Here is a 21126-nt window from a genome sequence, read left to right as displayed (position 1 = left end):
AGCGGTTCCGCGAGGCGGGTCAATTATTTGCCGATTTTTTTCTGATAGTTTGAAGCTCCAGTTGATTGATGCAAGGAGCGGCAAGATGGACATGCATTGGATCGCGAGCGCTGCAGTACTGCTGGTCATGGCCGTGCTGTCGGCGTACCGCGAGGCGCTGAAGAACGAACCGATTCGCCCGGGTCTCGAACGGGGCGGCGTGCCCTATATCGAGGAATTCGAATCGTAAGAATTTGTATCTGGAAAATCGGTAATTTGTTTCTGTTTCGATACTCGGTTCGGCAATATCGACCGGGTTGAAGAGATTATATTTTTTCCGGAATCATTGGGCAATCAGTCCATATCGAAAATGAGCGGATTCGAATTGGCAGTACCGTCGATTCTCGATATGCCGTTCGGAACACAATCGCGCCGGGTCGCTGGTCGACGCGGCGTAGTCAACGCAATCAGGATGCGAACATGTTGAAAGTCACCAAGGCCGTGTTCCCCGTTGCCGGTCTCGGCACGCGGTTCCTCCCGGCAACGAAGGCGAGCCCGAAGGAAATGTTGCCCGTCGTCGACAAGCCGCTGATTCAGTACGCGGTCGAGGAAGCGATCAACGCCGGTATCACCGAGATGATCTTCGTCACCGGGCGCAGCAAGCGCGCGATCGAAGATCACTTCGACAAGTCGTACGAGATCGAAGCCGAGCTCGAGGCGCGCGGCAAGGAAAAGCTGCTCGAGCTCGTGCGCGGCATCAAGCCGAGCAACGTCAACTGCTTCTATGTGCGCCAGCCGGAAGCGCTCGGCCTCGGCCACGCGGTGCTGTGCGCGGAGAAGCTGGTGCACGGCGAGCCGTTCGCGGTGATCCTCGCCGACGACCTGCTGCACGGCGAGCAGCCGGTGCTGAAGCAGCTCGTCGACGTGTTCGACCACTATCACAGCTCGGTGATCGGGGTCGAGACGATCGCGCGCGAGGACAGCCGTTCGTACGGCGTCGTCGAAGGCCGCGAATGGGAAGAGGACGTCATCAAGCTGTCGGGCATCATCGAGAAGCCCGCGCCCGAGGATGCACCGTCGAATCTCGGCGTGGTCGGCCGCTACGTGTTCATGCCGACGATCTTCGATCACCTGCGCAAGCTCAAGCCGGGCGCCGGCGGCGAGCTGCAGCTGACCGATGCGGTCCAGTCGCTGCTCGCGAACGAGCAGGTGCTCGCGTATCGCTACTTCGGCACGCGCTTCGACTGCGGCAGCAAGATCGGCTATCTCAAGGCCACCGTCGAGCTCGCGCTCCAGCATCCGGAAGTGAGCCGCGAATTCGAGGCCTACCTGCGTACCTGCTTGCCCGCGCTGGCTGCTGTCGCCTAAGCAGCCGCGCACTCCGTTGTTTCAGGTGGTGGTTGTTCCGTTGGCCCCGGCCGCTCGCGCGCCGGGGCTTTTTTGCGTGTGCCGGTGCCGGGTGCGTGATCGTGGTTGCGCGCCGTCGACGAGTTTGCGGTGGCGGGTTGGATGCGCGGGCGGAGCGGGGCGCTCCGACAAGAACGGGCGCAACGTCTGAAACCGGTGCCGCGGCGATCGACCGGATCGGCGGTTCGGTTGCGCGATGCGCATCGACAGTCGTGACCGCACGGATTCTGTCGGCGCCGATCGACGGCGCGACGCCACGTCTCATTGGCCGAGTGTCAGCCTCCGCGCGTGGCCAGAACCGCGTTTTTTCCGTTCGATTGTTGCCGCGTCCGTGCAGCGTTCAACGCGCCGACGTGCTTGGTCGCTCGACGAAATGCCGGGCCAGTGTCGCGGCAACCGGTTTCTTGAAGTCGAGCAGCCGCTTTATGACGCGACGCCGCGTCTCGTTCGCCGAGTGTCAGCTCCCGGTTGTGGCCTGAATCACGGCTTCCCCGTTCGATCGTTGCCACATCCGTGCAGCGTTCAACGCGCCGACGTGCTCGGTCGCGCGACGAAATGCCGGGCCAGCCTCGCGGCGACCGGCTTCTTGAAGTCGAGCAGCCGCTTTTCAAGATAGCGCCAGGACAGGTGCGCGAGCAGCACGGCGAGCGCGAACTGCAGTACTTCGGATAGCGCTTCGCGGGCGATTTCCGGTATGGCCATGTGCGCGACGTGCGCGGGCAGCAGGCCGAAGCGCGCCGGAATCAGGTTGTGGAACAGGTAGAAGCCGTAGCTGATCGTGCCGAGATAGACGAGCGGCGCCCAGTCGAGCAGCGCCACGACGGGGTGCTCGGGTTCGCTGACGATCCACAGCAGCAGTGCGCCGAGCGATGCGGACAGGCCGAGATCCGCGAGCCCCGCGATCGCGTCGGGCAATGCCGTGCAAGCGGGCAGCACGAGGAAGAACACGACGCCTGCCGCGCCGAGCCAGCCGGGCGGAATCCGCCGCAGGGCGGCCGCGCCGCGATCGGCGAGCGTCATCGCGCCGACGCCGCCGAGCGCGATCAGCGCGAAATTCCACGGCGAAAACGCATAGATCAGCACCGGCGACGCGTCGGACAGGTAGAGCGCGAGATGCGCGACCGCGCACAGCGTGACGGCCGCGATGCCGAGCGCGACATGTCGCGCGGCGGGCACCGCGAGCAGCGCGAGCGGTGCGATCAGATAGAACTGCTGTTCAACCGCGAGGCTCCAGAAGTGCGACGTGGAGCCCGGCCAGCCGTCCTTGACGACGCCGATCCAGTAATTCGACAGGAACACCGCGTGCCACGCGAGCCCGAGGTTGACGCCGCGCTGGTAGAACAGCGCGTGCGCGATCGCGAGCGCGGCGAGCAGCAGGTAATACACGGGAAAGATCCGCAGCGCGCGCTTCGCGAGGAACAGCGCGAGCGCATGGCGGCGCGTCATGGTGCCGCACTCGACCGCCTGACGGTTGCGATGCAACTCGCCGACGATCAGGAATCCGCTGATGAGGAAAAACGTCCACACGCCAAGCTTGCCGACGTCGACGGCAAGGACATGGCCCTTGTGGGACAGGAAAACGAGGATGACGGCGAGGGCTCGCAGGCCGTCGAGTCCTTTGACGTATCTGGCTTCGCGCATGGCGGCATCCGGGCATTGAGCGAGCCCAGTATAGGTGCGCAAATATCGAACGTAATTCGCATTTGGGTGCCTACGTGAAGGCGTTTTTTGATGCTGGAGCGTCGATGAAATCGGTCGCATGCAAAAAAACCTGCGGGAAACCCCGCGAAAACGCACAAAAGTACTCCACGAAGCGTCAAGGCGCTTGTAGAATCCGGCGTTGAAGCGCGCGCGTTGCACGCTTCGTGTATCCAACGACCACACCTGGTAGGAGAAACATGGCGACTTCCGCAAAAAAGGTGGCCAAGAAGGCTGCCGCACCGGCCACCAAGAAAGTGGCTGCCAAAAAGGCTGCGCCCGCGAAGAAAGTAGTGGCCAAGAAGGTTGTCGCGAAGGCGGCACCGGCCGCTCCGACGCCGCTGAAGGACAAGTTCACGAAGGCATCGCTCGCAACGCACATCGCTGAGCGCGCAGCTGTCGAAGTGAAGGCGGTCAAGGCAGTGCTCGTCGCACTCGAGAACGTCGTGCTGGGCTCGGTCCACAAGAAGGGCGCGGGCGAGTTCACGCTGCCGGGTCTGCTGAAGATCACGGCACAAGTCGTGCCGGCGAAGAAGAAGCGCTTCGGCAAGGATCCGTTCACGGGCGAAGAGCGTTGGTTCCCGGCGAAGCCGGCCAGCGTGCGCGTGAAGGCACGTGCGCTGAAGAAGCTGAAGGACGCAGCAGCGTAATGCTGCGCAACGGCGCCGAATGCATGTCGGCAGCCGTTGCGATGTCCGACGATCCCCGTACGCGAAAGCGTGCGGGGATTTTTATTGCGCTGCGCCAATCGCGCGGTAGCGACCGTGAGCAGCGCATGGGCGCATGCCCGTCGACGTGTGACGCACGCAGGATGACGTGCCGCGCACGCGCGATGACGAACGGCAATCCTCGTCCGTGCTCGCGGTCGATCCGTCGCGGCCCGTCACGGTCGCTGCACGTGTTGCGCGACCATCGCGAGACACTCGCATCGTGACTGACTCCATTCCTGACGAAATCGCGGTGCAGGTTGCCGCCGCATGCGACACGATCGAGCGGCATCTCGGCACGACGCTGAAGGCGATCCACCTGTTCGGATCGGCGCTCGATGGTGGGCTGAAGCCGCGCAGCGACATCGACCTGCTGGTGACGGTGTCGGCCCGGCCCGACGACTCGACGCGGCGCGCGCTGATGCTCGACCTGCTCGCGGTATCGGCGCCGCCCGGTCGCGTCGGCGGCCTGCGCGCACTGGAAGTGACCGTCGTCGCGCACGATGAAGTCGTGCCGTGGCGTCATCCGGCGCGGCGCGAACTGCAGTTCGGCGAGTGGCTGCGTCTCGATCTCGAAGCCGGTATCGTCGAACCGGCGCTCGTCGATCACGATCTGGCGATCCTGTTGACGAAGGTGCGACAGCACAGTGTCGTGCTGGCCGGCCCGTCGGCCGCCGCGCTGCTCGAGCCGGTGCCCGCGCACGATTTTGTCGCCGCGCTGCTGGCGACCGTTGCGCAGTGGAATGCCGAACCCGACTGGCGCGGCGACGAGTGCAACGTGGTGCTCGCGCTCGCGCGCATCTGGTACAGCGCCGCGACCGGCAGGATCGCGCCCAAGGACGTCGCCGCGGCATGGGTGCTGGCGCGCCTGCCGGACACGTACCGGCCGGTCGTAGCGGCGGCGCGCGCCGCCTATCTCGGCGGCGAGGAACACGCGGCGATCCTGTCGGGCGAACCGCTCGCCGCATTCATCGGCTATGCGCGGCGGACCGTCGAATCGATGCTGTCGACGTCGCCACAGATGCCGCGAACGTGATCGGCTTGCGGGCGACACCGATGAGGATCACGAGCCCTTACCCGGCAGCCGCACACGCACACGCATGCCGTCGAGCCGGACGTTTGTCGGCGGCCCGGTGTGTCATCGCGCAGGCGCTGTTGCCGTGCGGCGTGCTTCGTCAGCCCGCCGTACCGGCATAGGCGGCTTTCAGCGCGGCGTCGTCGAGCTTGATCATCTGCATCATCGCGGCGGCCACGCGCGCAGCCTTGACCGTGTCCCGGTCGGACACCATCGGGATCAGCGCTTCCGGAACGATCTGCCACGAGACGCCATAGCGGTCTCGCAGCCAGCCGCAGGCGTCGGCTGTGCCGCCGTTGTCGAGCAGGGCGTTCCAGTAGCGGTCGAGTTCCGCCTGGTCGGCGCAGCTGACCAGCAGCGAGATCGTGTGATTGAACGTCTCGGTGCGCGGGTGGCTCATCGCGAAGAACGGCTGCCCGAACAGCTCGAACTCGACCATCCGCGTGCCGTCGGTGCCGGGCACCGCCGTGACGCGCACGACGCGCGAATCCGGAAAGATGCCCGCATAGAAGGCGGCCGCTTCTTCGGCTTCCGCCGCGTACCAGAGGAAAGGCGTGATCTTCTGAATCGTCATGGCGAATCTCCTGTCTGTATGGGCCGGGGCGCACATCGCGTGCCGACCTCGATACGACGGATGAAGGCCGTCGAAATCGACACGCCGGGGCGAACGGCCGTCGCACCGGATTCGTGGCACCGACAGTGCGGATGGTAGTCGTCCGGCGCGCAAACAGCGAGAGAGGCCGGCATCGGGAAAGCGCGTTTCCGGCGCATGGCAGCCGTCAGGCGCCGCTGCCGGCCGATGGACATGCATCGCAATCGGCGATCGACCGGCGGCCGCTGCAGGCCGTGCCGGCCCGCGGGCGACGGACGAAAAAAAAGCCAGCCACGGCCGAAACCGATGACTGGCTTTCCAGTTCGGCGACAAGGCGTCGGAGACGCCATGCACGCCGGGTACGTCGTTTTTAGAACTTGTGGCGCAGGCCGAGTGCGACCAGCTCTTGCGAGCTCTTGCCGGCGATACCGTACGAGCCGATCGACGCTTGCGCATCGCTGCCGTCCGCGTTCTTGCCGCTTGCGTGCTGGTACGCGCCAACCAGGTAGATGTCCGTGCGCTTCGACAGCGAGTAATCCGCGCCGAGCGAAACCTGGTGGTACTTGCCGTTGTTGTCGCCGTTACCCTTCGTGTAGATGTAGCCGAGGCCCAGCAGCAGCGGTGCCGATGCCTGGTACGTCACGAATGCGCGACCGGTGTTGTACTTCTGGTTCGTGCCGAACGTCGAGTTGCCGTCCGCCTTGTACTGCGCGTTGCTGTAGCCGAGGCCGAACGTCACCGGGCCGAACGCGTACTGGCCGGCCACTTGCGCGATGCCGATCGACGTCGACGACGTGAACGCGTTGTTGATGAACGTCGTGCCCGTATCGCCGTCGAAGATTGCGTCCGACGAGCCGGCCCAGCCGCTACGCGTGCCGCTGGAGGTGAGCGCCGATGCGTTGTTTGCGTGGAAGTAGCCAGCAGCCACGCCGAGCGGGCCGTTGTTGTAGGCCGCAGCAGCTGCCCACGTCTGGCCCTTGCCCGTCGAACCGGCAACGCCGCCGAATGCGTACATTGCTTCGACTTGCAGGCCTGCCCAGACCGGCGACGTGTACTTCACTGCGTTGCTGACGCGCAGGCTGTTGTCGTTGTTGTCGACGTCGCCCGGCGTGGCGAACACGCTGCCGAAGTAGTTGTCAGCCGTGACTGCCTGAACCATGTCGACCAGCGGGTCATATTGACGACCCAGCGTGACCGTACCGTACTGGTTGCTTTGCAGGCCGACGAATGCCTGGCGACCGAACATGCGACCACCCTGGCCCAGTGCGCCCGATGCCGAGTTGAAGCCGTTTTCCAACTGGAAGATCGCCTTCAGGCCGCCACCGAGGTCCTCGGAACCCTTCAGGCCGAAACGGCTGCCTTGCAGGTTGCCGCTACCCATCGACCACGAATTGTTGCCTTGACCTGCGTTACCGTGAACATAGGTGATCGACGTGTCGATCACGCCGTACAGCGTCACGCTCGACTGGGCCTGAGCAGCGCCGGCGGCGCCCAGCAGGGCGAGCGAGAGGGTCGAGAGAGCAAGTTTCTTCATCGTTGAGTTTCTCCACGCAAGTGATTCATCGTTATTTGTTGCGGATTGGAGAATAGCTCAGTGCCATAGACGCAAGAAAGCTTAAAAAATAAAGTGTCTCGAAAAGGTAACAGCGTGAAAAAGTCCATATATATCAAGCACATCAACGACTGTTCCTGTTTTTGAAATAGTTGACAATTGCTGCGACGCGATTGTTTCAATAGTTGATGCACATGGCAGCATCTCGCCGGTTTCGGCCCGTTGGCGCACGAAAACAATGGCTGGCAAACGTTTGCGATTGCGGCGACGAATGCGCGGTCATGCAAAGAGCGCATCAACGCCACGCGAATGCGTGGCGGGCAGCGTGGTTGCAACGCCGCGGGCAGGTGTGCGGGGGTGTGCGGCGGTGCGGCGAAGGGGCGAGTCAGTCGTCGCGCAGGCGATCGGTGGGGCGATCGGCTTGCGCGGAAGCGGCCGGTGCGGTGGTGCCGGCGAGCCGATGCGCGTTGCCGCGCGCCGCCGCGAATTCCGCGCCGAGCAGCAGCACGATCGCGGAGAAGTACAGCCACATCAGCAGGACCGCGAACGATCCGGCCGCGCCGAATGCGCTGGCCGTGCCCGCATGCGCGAGGTACAGCGCGAACAGCTTCTTGCCGCCGGAGAACAGGATCGCGGACACGATGCCGCCGATCGCGGCGTCGCGCCACGCGACGCGCGCATCGGGCAGGAACTTCATCAACGACGCGAACGCAGCCGCGAGCACCGCGATGCCGACGAAGAACTGCACGAGGTTCGTGACGATCACGTACGGCGAATTGCCCAGCAGCCAGGTGCCGACGAACGTGATCGCGGTGTCGAGCACCAGCGACACGATCAGCAGGAACGCGACGCCGAGCACGAGCCCGAACGAGATCAGCCGCACGCGCACGAGCCCGAGCATGCTCGACCAGCGGCTTTCGGTGGCCGGCCAGATCACGCTGAGCGCGGCGCTGAGCGACGCGAAGGTGGCCGACGCGCCGATCGCGAGCGCGGCGAACGAGATCAACGTGGCGAGGCCGCCGCGTTCGCCCGCGCGGTGCGCGTTCTGCACGATCGTCTGGATGCTGGCGGCCGCGTCGTCGCCGATCAGTTGATGCGCCTGCTCGAACACCTGGCCGCGCGCGGCATCGTCGCCGTAGAACCAGCCCGCCACCGCGATCACCATCACGAGCATCGGCGCGAGCGAGAACGCGGAGAAAAATGCGATGCCCGCGGCCATCGCGGAGCAGCGGTCGGACGAGAAGCGCTTGAACGCGGTGAGGGCCCAGTTGGCCTGTTGTTGCGCAAGGCGGGTGGCTTCGGAGGTGATCTGTCGTTTCATGACGGTTCGGTTGTGCGCGGAACGCGGATCATCGTGGGTAATCAGACAATTCAGTATTGATCCGAGGATTCGAACATAGTTGCGCGAACTGTCTATAATTCCTTTCAGTTTCCCCACCCCCACAATAACGCCGAGACCGCCATGCTACAAATGTCCCGGCGCCAGTTCCTGAAGGTGACGGCTACGTCGCTTGCCGGATCGAGTCTAGCCCTGCTGGGCTTCTCTCCATCCGAAGCGCTCGCCGAAGTCCGACAGTACAAGCTGGCGCGCACAGTCGAAACGCGCAACACCTGTCCTTACTGTTCAGTGGGTTGCGGCATCCTGATGTACAGCCTCGGAGACGGCGCGAAGAATGCGCAGCCGAGCATCATTCACATCGAAGGCGATCCCGACCATCCCGTCAATCGCGGCACGCTGTGCCCGAAGGGCGCGAGCCTGATCGACTTCATCCACAGCCCGAGCCGCCTGACACACCCCGAGTATCGTGCGCCCGGTTCGGACAAGTGGGAACCGATTTCGTGGAATGACGCGCTCGACCGCATCGCGAAGCTGATGAAGGCCGACCGCGACGCGAACTTCGTCGAGACGGCGGAAGACGGTGCGAAGGTCAACCGCTGGCTCACCACCGGCATGCTGGCCGCGTCGGCGGGCAGCAACGAGGTCGGCTACCTGACGCACAAGACTGTCCGCAGTCTCGGGATGCTCGCATTCGACAATCAGGCGCGTGTCTGACATGGCCCGACGGTGGCAGGTCTTGCCCCGACGTTTGGCCGTGGAGCGATGACGAACCATTGGGTCGACATCAAGAACGCGGACGTGATTCTCGTGATGGGCGGCAATGCAGCCGAGGCCCATCCGTGCGGTTTCAAGTGGGTGACGGAGGCGAAGGCGCACCGCAAGGCGCGGCTGATCGTCGTCGACCCGCGCTTTACGCGTACGGCCTCGGTGGCCGATTACTACGCGCCGATCCGCACCGGCACCGACATCGTCTTCCTGGGCGGCGTCATCAACTATCTGCTGACGAACGACAAGATCCAGCATGAGTACGTGAAGAACTACACGGACTTCTCGTTCATCGTGCGCGAGGATTTCGCGTTCAACGACGGCATCTATTCCGGCTACGACGCGGAGAAGCACGCGTACCCGGACAAATCGAGCTGGGACTACGAGCGCGGCGACGACGGCTTCGTGAAGGTCGACCCGACGCTGCAGCATCCGCGCTGCGTGTACAACCTGCTGAAGCAGCACTACGCGCGCTATACGCCGGACATGGTCCAGCAGACGTGCGGTACGCCGAAGGAGAAATTCCTGAAGGTGTGCGAGATGCTCGCGACCACTGCCGTTCCCGGCCGCGCCGGCACGGTGCTGTACGCGCTCGGCTGGACGCACCACTCGATCGGCGCGCAGATCATCCGCACCGGCGCGATGGTGCAATTGCTGCTCGGCAACATCGGCATCGCCGGCGGCGGGATGAACGCGCTGCGCGGCCACTCGAACATCCAGGGGTTGACCGACCTCGGGCTGATGTCGAACCTGCTGCCGGGCTACATGACGCTGCCGATGCAGTCCGAGCAGGATTTCGACGGCTACATCAAGAAGCGCGTGCAGCTGCCGCTGCGGCCGAACCAGTTGAGCTACTGGAAGAACTACAAGGCCTTCCACGTCAGCTTCATGAAGTCCTGGTGGGGCGACGCGGCGACCGCCGAGAACAACTGGGGCTACGACTACCTGCCGAAGCTGGACAAGCAGTACGACCTGCTGCAGGTGATCGAGCTGATGAATGCCGGCAAGATGAACGGCTACATCTGCCAGGGCTTCAACCCGCTGGCGGCGTCGCCGTCGAAGGTGAAGACGGCAGCCGGTCTCGCGAAGCTGAAGTGGCTCGTGATCATGGATCCGCTCGCGACCGAAACTTCCGAGTTCTGGAAGCATCACGGCGACTACAACGACGTCGATGCGTCGAAGATCCAGACCGAGGTGTTCCGTCTGCCCACCACGTGCTTTGCGGAGGAAAACGGTTCGCTCGTGAGTTCGAGCCGCGTGCTGCAATGGCACTGGAAGGGCGCGGAGCCGCCGGGCGAGGCGCGTAGCGACCTCGAGATCATGTCGGGGCTGTTCCTGCGCATGCGCACGATGTACCAGAAGGACGGCGGCAAGTATCCGGATCCGATCGTCAACCTGACGTGGCCGTATGCGAATCCGGAAAGCCCGACACCCGAAGAGCTCGCGATGGAGTTCAACGGGAAGGCGCTCGCCGATCTGCCCGATCCGAAGGATCCGGCCAAGACGCTCGTGAAGAAGGGCGAGCAGCTGGCCGCGTTCGCGCAGTTGAAGGACGACGGCACGACCGCGAGTGGCTGCTGGATCTTCTGCGGTGCATGGACGCAGGCCGGCAACCAGATGGGGCGGCGCGACAACTCCGACCCGACCGGCATCGGCCAGACGCTGAACTGGGCGTGGGCGTGGCCGGCGAACCGGCGGATCCTGTACAACCGCGCATCGTGCGACGTCGCCGGCAAGCCGTTCGACCCGACCCGCAAGCTGATCGGCTGGAACGGCAGCGCGTGGAAGGGGGTCGACGTTCCCGACTTCAAGGTGGACGAATCGCCCGAAAACGGGATGGGGCCGTTCATCATGAACCCGGAGGGCGTGGCGCGCTTCTTCGCCCGCGCGGGGATGAACGAAGGTCCGTTCCCCGAGCACTACGAGCCGTTCGAGACGCCGCTCGACGCGAACCCGCTGCACCCGAACAACCCGCAGGCGCTGAATAACCCGGCTGCCCGCGTGTTCCCGGACGACCGCGCGTCGTTCGGCAAGGTGGCGGACTTCCCGCACGTGGCGACGACGTACCGGCTGACCGAGCATTTCCACTACTGGACCAAGCATGCGCGGCTGAACTCGATCATCCAGCCCGAGCAATTCGTCGAGATCGGCGAAGACCTCGCGAAGGAAGTCGGCGTCGCGCATGGCGAGCGCGTGAAGGTGTCGTCCAAGCGCGGCTACATCATCGCGGTTGCCCTCGTCACGAAGCGGATCAAGCCGCTGACGGTCGACGGCAAGAAGGTCCAGACGGTCGGCGTCCCGTTGCACTGGGGCTTCAAGGGTCTGACGAAGCCCGGCTATCTCGCCAATACCCTGACTCCGTCCGTGGGTGACGGCAACTCCTATACACCGGAATTCAAGTCGTTCCTGGTGAAGGTCGAAAAGGCGTAAGGGGGAAGAGATGGCATTGCAATCGCTGGATATCAAGCGCGTCTCGGCCACCACGACGCCACCGCCCACGGTGCGCGAACCGGTGACCGGGAGCGTCGCGAAGCTGATCGACGTATCGAAGTGCATCGGCTGCAAGGCATGCCAGACGGCATGCATGGAGTGGAACGACCTGCGCGACGAGGTCGGCACCAACGTCGGCGTGTACGACAACCCGGCCGACCTGACCGAGCATTCGTGGACGGTCATGCGGTTCTCCGAATACGAGAATCCGGCGGGCGACCTCGAGTGGCTGATCCGCAAGGACGGCTGCATGCATTGCGAGGATCCGGGCTGCCTGAAGGCGTGTCCGTCGCCGGGCGCGATCGTGCAGTACAACAACGGGATCGTCGATTTCCACGAGGAGAACTGCATCGGTTGCGGCTATTGCGTGACCGGCTGCCCGTTCAACGTTCCGCGGATCTCGAAGAAGGATCATCGCGCGTACAAGTGCACGCTCTGTTCCGACCGCGTCGCGGTCGGCCAGGAACCGGCCTGCGTGAAGACCTGCCCGACGGGCGCGATCGTGTTCGGCACCAAGGAGGACATGAAGCAGCACGCGGCCGAGCGGATCGAGGACCTCAAGGAGCGCGGCTTCGAGCATGCGGGGCTGTACGACCCGCAGGGCGTCGGCGGCACGCACGTGATGTACGTGCTGCACCACGCGGACAAGCCGTCGCTGTACCACGGGCTGCCCGACAACCCGTCGATCAGCCCGATGGTGAAGCTGTGGAAGGGCATCGCGAAGCCGCTCGCGGTCGCCGGTATTGCGCTGACGGCGCTCGCCGGGTTCTTCCACTACGTCCGGGTCGGCCCGAACGAGGTGAGCGACGAAGAGGAATCGGCCGCGCGCGACGAGGCGCGACGCATCAAGGAGGACGCGAAATGAAACACGACGACCCCAACCTGATCGTCCGCTACTCGGCGAACGAGCGCACGAACCACTGGATCACCGCGATCACGTTCGTGCTGCTCGCGCTGTCCGGGCTCGCGCTGTTTCATCCGTCGATGTTCTGGCTGACCGCGCTGTTCGGCGGCGGCCAGTGGACGCGGATCCTGCATCCGTTCGTCGGCCTCGTGATGTTCGTGTCGTTCGCGATCCTGGTGGTGCGCTTCTGGCACCACAACGCGCTCGACGCGGACGACCGGCAGTGGCTCAAGCAGATCGGCGACGTGCTGACCAACCAGGAAGACAAGCTGCCGCCTGTCGGGCGCTATAACGCCGGGCAGAAGCTGCTATTCTTTACGCTGGTGGCGTGCCTGCTGCTGCTCCTGCTGTCCGGAGTCGTGATCTGGCGGCGCTACTTCTCGTTCTACTTCCCGATCGGGGTGATCCGCGCGGCCGCTGTCGTGCATGCCGTGGCGGCCTTCGTGCTGATCGCGAGCATCATCGTGCACATTTACGCGGCGTTGTGGGTGAAGGGCTCGATCGGCGCGATGGTGCGCGGCACCGTCACGCTGGGCTGGGCTCGCAAGCATCACCCGAAGTGGTTCCGTGAAAGCGTGAAGTAACGCACCGGAGCGGGGCGGCTCGCCGATCACGGCGGGCTGCGCCGATCCTTCGCCGGAACCGCCCGAAAGCGCCGATGCGTCGGCGCTTGTTTTTTTGGAAGACATTTTTGTGACACAACGCATCCTCGAACCGACCGAGATCTCGACCCTCGATCATTCGGCCATCCCGCGCTTTCGCTTGCCGGAGCGCGCCACCGCGTTCTCGGCGCGCGCCGCGCGGCTGCGCAAGCTGGCCGACCTGAACCCGATCAGCGGCTACCTGCGGCTGATGGCCACCGTCGCCGATGCGCAGCACGCGACGCTGCAGACGCTCGAATTGCCGCTGCCGTCGAAGGAAGCGATCGCGCGTGCGCAGCAGCATTCGATGCCGCTCGTGCCGGCGCTCGACGGCGAGCGCGATCCGCGCTGGCGTGCCGTGCTGTACGAACTGCTCGACCGTGTCGACGGCGCCGGGCTCGTCAACCCGTCGCTCGCGAAGCTGCTCGACCGGCTGCGCCTGATGGCGCCCGCCGAACTCGACGCGCAGGCCGACGCGATCCTCGCGCTGCGCTTCGCGGAAGTCGACCCGGCCACCGCGCCGTTCCTGATGGCCGCGCTGCAGGTCGTGTGGACCGATCTCGCCAGCCGCGTTGCGCCGGCCGACGTCCCGTATCTCGACCAGCCGGGGCTGTGCCCCGTGTGCGGCACGCATCCGGTCGCGAGCGTCGTGCGGGTGGGCGGCCAGTACCAGGGCTACCGTTTCCTGCAATGCGGGCTGTGCACGACCGAGTGGCACATGGTGCGCACGAAGTGCTCGCACTGCGATTCGACGAAGGGCATCGCGTATCACGGGATCGAAGGCGGCAGCGAAGCCGTCAAGGCCGAGTCGTGCGACGAGTGCAAGACTTATCGCAAGATCGGCTATCAGGAGAAGGACTACGAGTTCGAACCGCTGGCGGACGATCTCGCGAGTCTCACGCTCGACCTGCTGATGAACGAGGCCGGCTACCAGCGCAGTTCGCCGAACCCGCTGCTGTGGCCGGATGTTTCGCGGGAAGCGGAGTGACGACACGGGGCCGGAGGCGGTGCGTGAGCGCCGGCTTCGGCCGACTGCGAAGCATGAGACTGGAGCCACCACGACGTGACCGAACCGGGTTTGAATGAACTGAATGCCGTGCTGGCACGCGTACCGTCGGTCGAGCGTGTGCTGTCGTCGGTGCCGCTGCAACCGCTGCTCGCCGACTACGGCCGCACGCGCGTGCTGAACGCGGTGCGCGCCGAGCTCGAACGCTGGCGTGCCGCCGCGCAGCATGATCCGGCGGCGGCCGAGCCGCTCGACGAGCCGCGCATCGCCGCGGCCGTCGCGCGCACGCTGGCCGCGCAGAGCGCCGGTGCGGTGCGCGTCCTGTTCAACCTGACCGGCACCGTGCTGCACACGAACCTCGGGCGCGCGCTGTTGCCCGACGACGCGGTGCGCGCGGTGGTCGACGCGCTCACGTGCCCCGTCAACCTCGAATTCGACCTCGCCACGGGCCGCCGCGGCGATCGCGACAGCCTGATCGACGATCTGCTGTGCGAACTGACAGGCGCCGAGGCGGCGACCGTCGTCAACAACAACGCGGCGGCCGTGCTGCTGACGCTGTCGGCGCTGGCGACGAAGCAGGAAGTCGTCGTGTCGCGCGGCGAGCTGGTCGAGATCGGCGGCGCATTCCGCATTCCCGACATCATGAGCCGCGCTGGCGCAAAGCTGCGCGAAGTCGGTACGACCAACCGCACCCATCTGTACGACTATGCGGACGCGATCGGCCCGCGCACCGCGATGCTGATGAAGGTGCACTGCAGCAATTACGCGATCAGCGGCTTCACGAAGGAAACGACGCTCGCCGAACTCGCGCCGCTCGCGCGCGAGCACGGGCTGCCGGTTGCCGTCGACCTCGGCAGCGGCATGCTTGCCGACCTGTCGCAATGGGGCCTGCCGCACGAGACGACCGTGCAGGAAACCGTCGCCGCCGGCGCAAACGTTGTCACGTTCAGCGGCGACAAGCTGCTCGGCGGGCCGCAGGCCGGCCTGATCGTCGGCGATCGCGCGCTGATCGCGAAGATCAAGAAACATCCGCTCAAGCGCGCGCTGCGCGTCGGCAAGCTGACGCTCGCGGCGCTCGAGCCCGTGCTTCGCCTCTACCAGTCACCCGAGTTCCTGCGCGACCGGCTCACGACGCTGCGCCTGCTGACGCGCCCGCAGCGCGAGATCGCCGAGGCCGCCGAACGCGTGCGTCCGGCGCTGCAGGCCGCGCTCGGCAGCGGTTTCGACGTGACGGTCGAGCCGATGTTCAGCCAGATCGGCAGCGGCGCGCTGCCGGTCGACCACTTGCCGAGCGCCGGCCTCGTCGTACGCACGGCGGACGGCAAGCGCGGCGGCCGTGCGCTGGCGCAACTCGAGAAACGGCTGCGCGAATGGCCGCGCCCGGTGATCGGCCGCGTGGCCGACAACGCGCTGCGGCTCGATCTGCGCTGCCTCGAAGCCGCCGACGAGGCGGTGTTCGTCGCGCAATGCGTGCCGCTGGCGGGGGCCGCTGCATGATCGTCGGTACCGCCGGACACATCGACCACGGCAAGACGACGCTGGCGCGCGCGCTGACGGGCGTCGATACCGATCGCCTGAAGGAAGAGAAGGCGCGCGGTATCTCGATCGAACTCGGTTACGCGTATACGCCGCTCGACAACGGCGACGTGCTCGGCCTGATCGACGTGCCGGGCCACGAGAAGCTGATTCATACGATGGCGGCCGGCGCGTGCGGGATCGACTTCGCGCTGCTCGTGATTGCCGCCGATGACGGCGTGATGCCGCAGACGCGCGAGCATCTCGCGATCCTGCAGCTGCTCGGCGTCACGCATGGCGCCGTTGCGCTGACGAAGTGCGATCGCGTCGACGCCGCGCGCGTGGCCGAGGTGCGCGACGAAATCGCCGCGTGGCTGAACGACTCGACGCTCGCCGGCGTGCCGATCTTCGAAACGCGCGCGACCGCCGCGGACGACCCGGGCGTCGCCGCGTTGAAGCGTTACCTGGCCGATGCGGCGATCGCGTGGCGTGCCCGCCGCGACGACGGGCTGTTCCGGCTCGCGGTCGATCGCGTGTTTACGCTCGCGGGGCAGGGCACCGTCGTGACGGGCACCGCGTTCGCGGGCCGCGTCGCGACCGGCGACACGCTCGCGATCGTGCGTAGCGGCGGTGCGGCCCGCGTGCGCAGCATCCATGCGCAGAACCGGCCGGTTGAGGCCGGCCGCGCGGGCGAGCGTTGCGCACTGAATCTCGCCGGCGTCGACAAGGCCGATGTCGAGCGCGGCGACACCGTCGCCGATGCGCGGCTCGTCGCGACGTCACCGCGTCTCGACGTCGAACTGACGCTGCTCGCGGATGCGGGGCTCACGCTGACGCACTGGGCGCCGCTGCACGTGCATCTCGGCACGCTGCATCGCGTCGCGCATGTCGCGCTGCTCGACGGCGACACGCTCGTGGCCGGCCAGCGGATGCGCGTGCAACTGGTATTCGACGAGCCGGTGTTTGCGCTGCCGGGCGACCGGTTCATCGTCCGCAATCCGCAGGCGACGCGCACGGTCGGCGGCGGCCGCGTGCTCGACCCGTTCGGGCCGGCGCGCAAGCGTCGTACGCCCCAGCGCCGCGCGTGGCTCGACGCGCTGGCCGAATGGCTCGACGAAGGACGTCTCGATGCGCTGCTCGCGCAGGCGCCGCTCGGCATCCCGCGCGCGATGCTCACGCATCTGACGGGGTTTGCGCCGAACGCGCTGGCGTTGCCGGACGACGCGCTGGCGATCGGGCAGCGCGACGCCGCGTCGAACGACGGTGCGGTGATTGCGCATGCGCACTGGCGAGCATTGCAGACCCGGGCGATCGATACGCTGCGCGCGTATCACGAGCGCATGCCCGACGAGCAGGGGCTCGACGCCGCACGGCTGCGGCGGATGGCCGCGCCGCTCGCCGGCGATACGCTGTGGCGCGCATGTGTCGATGCGCTGGTGGCTGGCGGCGAAGTCGCGCGAAGCGGGCCATGGCTGCATCTGCCGTCGCATTCGGTGAGCCTCGAACCGCGCGAGGAAGCGCTGGCGCAGCAACTGCTGCCGCGGCTGGAGGCGGGGCGCTTCGATCCGCCGTGGGTGCGGGACCTGGCCCGCGACACGGGCGCGGCCGAGGATGCGGTGCGGACCTTGCTGCGCAAGCTCGCGCGGCGCGGTGACGTGCACCAGGTCGTGCGCGACCTGTTCTATCACGCGGACGTCGTGCGGGAGCTTGCGCAACTGGTCGAGCATCTCGCGCCGTCGCGCGGCGGCGGGCTCGATGCCGCGACGTTCCGTGACGCGACGGGGCTCGGCCGCAAGCGCGCGATCCAGATTCTCGAGTTCTTCGATCGGGTTGGGTATACTCGCTTCCACCGCGATCTTCACTTCCTGCGGCCTGACAGCGGTTGGGCGGGTAATCAGGCGTAGGCGCTCGTTGTTTCTTTGGTTCTTTTCCCCACGGAAGGCATTCGTATCCGGTGGTACGGCCGGGCTTCAAACCCGGTTGGGGGTGTCAGACACTCCCGGGTCGGTTCGACTCCGGCTGCCTTCCGCCAGTCAAGGCTCCCAGACATTCTCGTTTACTCCCGCAAACCTCCTGTTCGGCCTTATCCGGCAGCCGTTTTGAGGGTGTCGTGACTCTTGCTCGCACCCGGGCCCTACCGCAGAATCTAACGATTATTTGTGGGCAGGATTGTGGGTAGAGATGGCATCACGGCAGATGAATCGGTTGACCGCGCCTGGCTACGGAATGCCATTCGACCCAGGGTATTACGCGCCCGGCGGCGCGCAGCGTGTGCGCGATGGGGCCGGTCTCCCAGAACATCATGCCGAAGGCTTGCGCCTCTGCAGATCCGACCAGAAGTCGGTCCCGCGTTCGGTGGTGGTGGGATGCAGCATGGTGGCCTTGGTGTCAGAGGCGATGGTGAAGCCAAGTTCAAAACGTTGTTCCGTGAAAGCAAAGAAAACTAGACGGTGAGGCAAAAAAAAATCCCGCCGAAGCGGGACGGTCCGGAGAGGCGCCGGTTATCGGTTGATGGAGGCGATCGCCTCTTCGTCGCATACGACTTGCGGCACGGCGAAGTCCGTAGCGGAAATGCCAAGGGGCGCGACCTTCTGGTCGTCCTGCTGGCCGGCGTAATTCTTCAGGAACATGCGCATTGCATGCGAGACGCCGAGACTATTCACCTCGCGCGCGTCATCCTCGTAATACATGCCGAAGTTGTACGATCCCGTAATGATTTCGAAGGACGGGAAGTAGTCGACAAAATCGTAGGTCCGAAGCATCGTCTCGGCTGCCACGCGCAAGACCGATTTGCTGTAGGTCGTGGACACGAGCACGTTGCGGGGCTCGAATGTCGCGATCAGCGGCACCGGCGAGACGGTGAAGAGGATGCGCACCTTCTCGTTGATCTTCCGCAACTCGGTGATGAAATAATGCAGGTCAGCTTCGACCTCGGCGACCGAGAAGTTCACGAACTGGTACCGCTCGGGGTCGTACGTGCCGCCAGCGACGCCCGGGGCCAGCGGATAGACTGCGCCGTCGGCCTTGTTCATCCAGCTTTCGGTAAGGCCGAGCGTGAATACGAAGACGTCGGCGTCCGTCAGCATGTTGCGCACTGCGCAAAGGTGCTCGAAGCGCGCGGCGCGCACGTCAAGCGCGCTCCCGAAGCCATCGGGTTCGATCTGCGGGCGGTACGGATCCACGAAACGCCCGTCAGGGCGCGTCCAGGCGTCGTCGCTCAATCGCTTGCCGTGGAACGCCTCGTCGAACAATTGCACGAGCTGGCGCGCGGTATAGATGTTGCCGAAGCGTGCCGAGAAGACGCCGAAGTTGCGTCGCACACGCTCGGCCGGCTCGAATGCAAAACCCTGCTCGGAAACGAAGTAGTTGAAGCCGATGGCACTCAGTCGACGCGAAATGTGCTGGGCAAAACAGCTTCCTGCCGTCGCCACCTTGTCCGTCTGCTCGATCTTGAAGCGGACCGACGTTACCGGGTCGAATTCCTGTCGGCAGAAATCGGTGACGCCCTTGCGCCAGAAATTATGTGCCGGCAGATCGCGATATGGATTTGTCATGGTTGCCTCTCAGGCTAGATCGCGTTGTAGACGAGTTCGTATCGGGACGAGAAAACGTGATTGATCTGGATCGCGTCCCGGTCGACTTGCTGGTAGGAGGCGTAGCTTTCAGTCACGAATTCCTCAAGCGAAAGAAGGCCATAGCGGTTCGGGCGCTTGAACCAGTAGGAACCTGTGACACCCAAGGCTTCAGCGATCTCGGGGTAGATCGGATAGATCGCGCCGTGCTTCAGGTTGTCGTGCGGCCGCAGGCTGCCGGTCCCGAGGATCGGGTCGTAGCCGGCCTTCTTCGTGGCAATTGCAGCGACGTCGTAGAGGCAGTCGATATGCGGGTGGTTGCTGCTGTACATGAACGCTTCGCGCATCGTCCATTGACGGAAGCACGCTGTCAGGTCGTAGCCCATATTTTTCCAGTAGGGCAGTACGAAATCTTTTTCGGTATTCCAGGTGTTGTAATATCCAGCAGCTTTATAAATATCGCCGTTGAATTTCGTCAACGCCTCTGAAACGCTGAGGCCCTTTTTGTAGGCTGCGACCGCGATAATCGAGTTGTAGTCGTCGAGCGGTGTTTTGATCGGGGCGTCGTTTGCTGTGATGATGCAGACGTCTGGATGGTAGCCTCCAAACCAGAGCGACGGGACGATCGTGACGCGTTTCGTGGCCGAAAAATCGTGCTCGCTCTGTAGATCTACATTCAGGAAGAGGTGATCGCATTCCGCGATTTTCTGAATCCAGATATCGCGGTTGCGCTTGAATTCCCAGATATCGCACGCCTCAACCTCGATTCCTGGATTTTGCTGCGCGAGACAGTTTGCAAGGCCAAGCGTTTGGCAATTCGACATCACGATCCATCGCTCTCCGCGCGTCGGATGGTTGCCGGCCGCTGATGAAATATGCCCCATTTATTCCTCAATAAGCTTTTGTTTTACCGCTTTCGATAGCGTCGGTGCTCAACCATGACTCCGATAATGTGCACCGGCTCGTGTTCGCTGCTGATGGTCGGATAGTCTGAGTTCAGGGGCACGAGTTCGAACGCATCGCTGCCATCTGCACCCACTCCACGCGCCCGGTATTTTTTGAATGTTGCTTCCTCGCGGCCGTTCTTTGCTACGATGAAATCGCCGGGCCGCGGGCGAATCGCAGGATCTACGATCACTCGGTCGCCCGGATGAAAATCCGGCGTCATCGAATAGCCGCCGATCTCCAGCGCGAAGGTATGAGCGGATAGCTCTAGATCCGTCAGGAGGTATTCGAATGCTGCGTCGGTCGGGAAGGGGTCAACAGTCTCGATCATGCGTCCGGCCTGCACGCTGCTGATGAGGGGAACGCGACGTGTGCCTACCTCCGCAGGCGCCACGTTGGTGAAGCCGGCAGTCCGGATCTTCTTATCACCTTCGCCCATGACCAGCCAGACCGGGTTATAGCCCCAGCGCTTCTGGATGCCCACAGCATATTCAAGCTTGATGGACTTGATCTTCCCATCTAGCCATTGGCTTACGGTCCCCTTCGTAACGCCGGCCGCATCCGCGAGTTCAACTTGTCCGGCTTTTGTCTCGGACAGCACGGCGCGGATTCGATCTTCAAGCGTGTTCATGGGACAGAAATCTAAACGAAGCATTGTTTAGAATGCTCTCCAAATTTGGTTTAGTGTTCTATGTTGTCGACAAGGCCTATTGGAGCCGACGGTGTGAACCTCACGAAAAGTCGGCTGCGGCCATTTTTGGTAGCGGTGTCGCGCTTGTGGGTATCCGTTTTTCGGCTGAGCAGAATCCTTATTTATCAACGAGCGGCGGCCGACAGATAAAGTCGGCTGCCTTCCACCACAACAGTTTTCCGCGATATGTGTGCTCCGGATGGTGTGCCGCGTATCACGCGGTTGACGTGGTCGACTCGTGCGCGAGC

General features: G+C 64.4%; 17 protein-coding genes and 1 tRNA gene. 11 read left to right on the top strand and 7 right to left on the bottom strand.

Annotated features, from left to right (window positions below):
* Positions 1-85: 85 nt before the first annotated feature.
* Positions 86-229, top strand: coding sequence for a hypothetical protein (locus tag ACN8ZM_RS25025; RefSeq protein ID WP_006479318.1), 144 nt, complete (start codon positions 86-88; stop codon positions 227-229).
* Between the two features lie 230 nt (positions 230-459).
* Positions 460-1347 carry a UTP--glucose-1-phosphate uridylyltransferase GalU gene (galU, locus tag ACN8ZM_RS25020; protein ID WP_034185830.1) on the top strand — a complete coding sequence of 296 codons (888 nt, stop codon included), beginning with the start codon at positions 460-462 and terminating at the stop codon, positions 1345-1347.
* 561 nt (positions 1348-1908) lie between these two features.
* On the opposite strand, the gene ACN8ZM_RS25015 is transcribed toward galU, so the two are convergent.
* Positions 1909-3027, bottom strand: coding sequence for an acyltransferase family protein (locus ACN8ZM_RS25015; RefSeq protein WP_420211058.1), 1119 nt, complete (start codon positions 3025-3027; stop codon positions 1909-1911).
* Positions 3028-3284: 257 nt separating this feature from the next.
* Between ACN8ZM_RS25015 and ACN8ZM_RS25010 the strand changes: the two genes are divergently transcribed.
* Positions 3285-3734: an HU family DNA-binding protein gene (locus ACN8ZM_RS25010; protein WP_011355701.1), complete on the top strand. Its 450-nt coding sequence runs from the start codon at positions 3285-3287 to the stop codon at positions 3732-3734.
* A gap of 280 nt (positions 3735-4014) precedes the next feature.
* Positions 4015-4827: an AadA family aminoglycoside 3''-O-nucleotidyltransferase gene (locus ACN8ZM_RS25005; protein WP_420211056.1), complete on the top strand. Its 813-nt coding sequence runs from the start codon at positions 4015-4017 to the stop codon at positions 4825-4827.
* 139 nt (positions 4828-4966) lie between these two features.
* On the opposite strand, the gene ACN8ZM_RS25000 is transcribed toward ACN8ZM_RS25005, so the two are convergent.
* From ACN8ZM_RS25000 to ACN8ZM_RS24990, 3 genes are all read right to left on the bottom strand, one after another.
* On the bottom strand, positions 4967-5440 hold the full coding sequence (locus ACN8ZM_RS25000; RefSeq protein WP_301768113.1) for a VOC family protein: 474 nt from the start codon (positions 5438-5440) through the stop codon (positions 4967-4969).
* A gap of 388 nt (positions 5441-5828) precedes the next feature.
* The gene (locus ACN8ZM_RS24995; RefSeq protein ID WP_043177552.1) at positions 5829-6992 is read right to left on the bottom strand and encodes a porin; all 1164 of its coding nucleotides are present in this window, start codon (positions 6990-6992) and stop codon (positions 5829-5831) included.
* A 403-nt stretch (positions 6993-7395) separates the two neighbouring features.
* Positions 7396-8331, bottom strand: coding sequence for a YihY/virulence factor BrkB family protein (locus ACN8ZM_RS24990; protein WP_043177550.1), 936 nt, complete (start codon positions 8329-8331; stop codon positions 7396-7398).
* 141 nt (positions 8332-8472) lie between these two features.
* Here ACN8ZM_RS24990 and fdnG point away from each other — a divergent pair, with 141 nt between their 5' ends.
* The 7 genes from fdnG (at position 8473) to ACN8ZM_RS24955 (ending at position 17702) form a co-directional block, all read left to right on the top strand.
* Positions 8473-11544, top strand: a complete 3072-nt coding sequence (gene fdnG, locus ACN8ZM_RS24985; RefSeq protein ID WP_420211055.1) for a formate dehydrogenase-N subunit alpha — start codon at positions 8473-8475, stop codon at positions 11542-11544.
* A 10-nt stretch (positions 11545-11554) separates the two neighbouring features.
* Positions 11555-12469, top strand: a complete 915-nt coding sequence (gene fdxH / locus ACN8ZM_RS24980; protein ID WP_043177545.1) for a formate dehydrogenase subunit beta — start codon at positions 11555-11557, stop codon at positions 12467-12469.
* On the top strand, positions 12466-13092 hold the full coding sequence (locus ACN8ZM_RS24975) for a formate dehydrogenase subunit gamma (protein WP_039370262.1): 627 nt from the start codon (positions 12466-12468) through the stop codon (positions 13090-13092). The genes fdxH and ACN8ZM_RS24975 overlap by 4 nt, the downstream gene beginning before the upstream one ends.
* A 109-nt stretch (positions 13093-13201) precedes the next feature.
* Positions 13202-14137: a formate dehydrogenase accessory protein FdhE gene (fdhE, locus tag ACN8ZM_RS24970; protein ID WP_179258823.1), complete on the top strand. Its 936-nt coding sequence runs from the start codon at positions 13202-13204 to the stop codon at positions 14135-14137.
* A gap of 75 nt (positions 14138-14212) precedes the next feature.
* The gene (gene selA, locus ACN8ZM_RS24965; RefSeq protein ID WP_420211054.1) at positions 14213-15652 is read left to right on the top strand and encodes an L-seryl-tRNA(Sec) selenium transferase; all 1440 of its coding nucleotides are present in this window, start codon (positions 14213-14215) and stop codon (positions 15650-15652) included.
* Positions 15649-17574 (top strand): selenocysteine-specific translation elongation factor, encoded by a 1926-nt coding sequence (gene selB / locus ACN8ZM_RS24960; RefSeq protein WP_420211053.1) that lies wholly within the window; start codon positions 15649-15651, stop codon positions 17572-17574. Before selA ends, selB begins: the two co-directional genes overlap by 4 nt.
* Positions 17575-17606: 32 nt before the next feature.
* A tRNA-Sec gene (locus ACN8ZM_RS24955) sits at positions 17607-17702 on the top strand.
* Between the two features lie 469 nt (positions 17703-18171).
* Here ACN8ZM_RS24955 and ACN8ZM_RS24950 read toward each other — a convergent pair.
* From ACN8ZM_RS24950 to ACN8ZM_RS24940, 3 genes are read right to left on the bottom strand one after another with little or no spacing between them, the layout of a single operon-like run.
* Positions 18172-19224 carry a GSCFA domain-containing protein gene (locus ACN8ZM_RS24950; RefSeq protein WP_420211052.1) on the bottom strand — a complete coding sequence of 351 codons (1053 nt, stop codon included), beginning with the start codon at positions 19222-19224 and terminating at the stop codon, positions 18172-18174.
* Positions 19225-19238: 14 nt separating this feature from the next.
* A complete protein-coding gene (locus tag ACN8ZM_RS24945) occupies positions 19239-20126 on the bottom strand; it encodes a WcbI family polysaccharide biosynthesis putative acetyltransferase (RefSeq protein ID WP_420211050.1) in 888 nt (295 codons plus the stop codon).
* 23 nt (positions 20127-20149) lie between these two features.
* Positions 20150-20818, bottom strand: a complete 669-nt coding sequence (locus ACN8ZM_RS24940; RefSeq protein WP_420211049.1) for a LexA family protein — start codon at positions 20816-20818, stop codon at positions 20150-20152.
* Positions 20819-21126 lie beyond the last annotated feature (308 nt).

Source organism: Burkholderia aenigmatica (assembly GCF_048627025.1).
In the GTDB taxonomy this organism is placed as follows: Bacteria; Pseudomonadota; Gammaproteobacteria; order Burkholderiales; family Burkholderiaceae; genus Burkholderia; species Burkholderia aenigmatica.
Note: the sequence above shows the minus strand (reverse complement) of the source record. Positions and strands in the feature narration are given on the sequence as shown.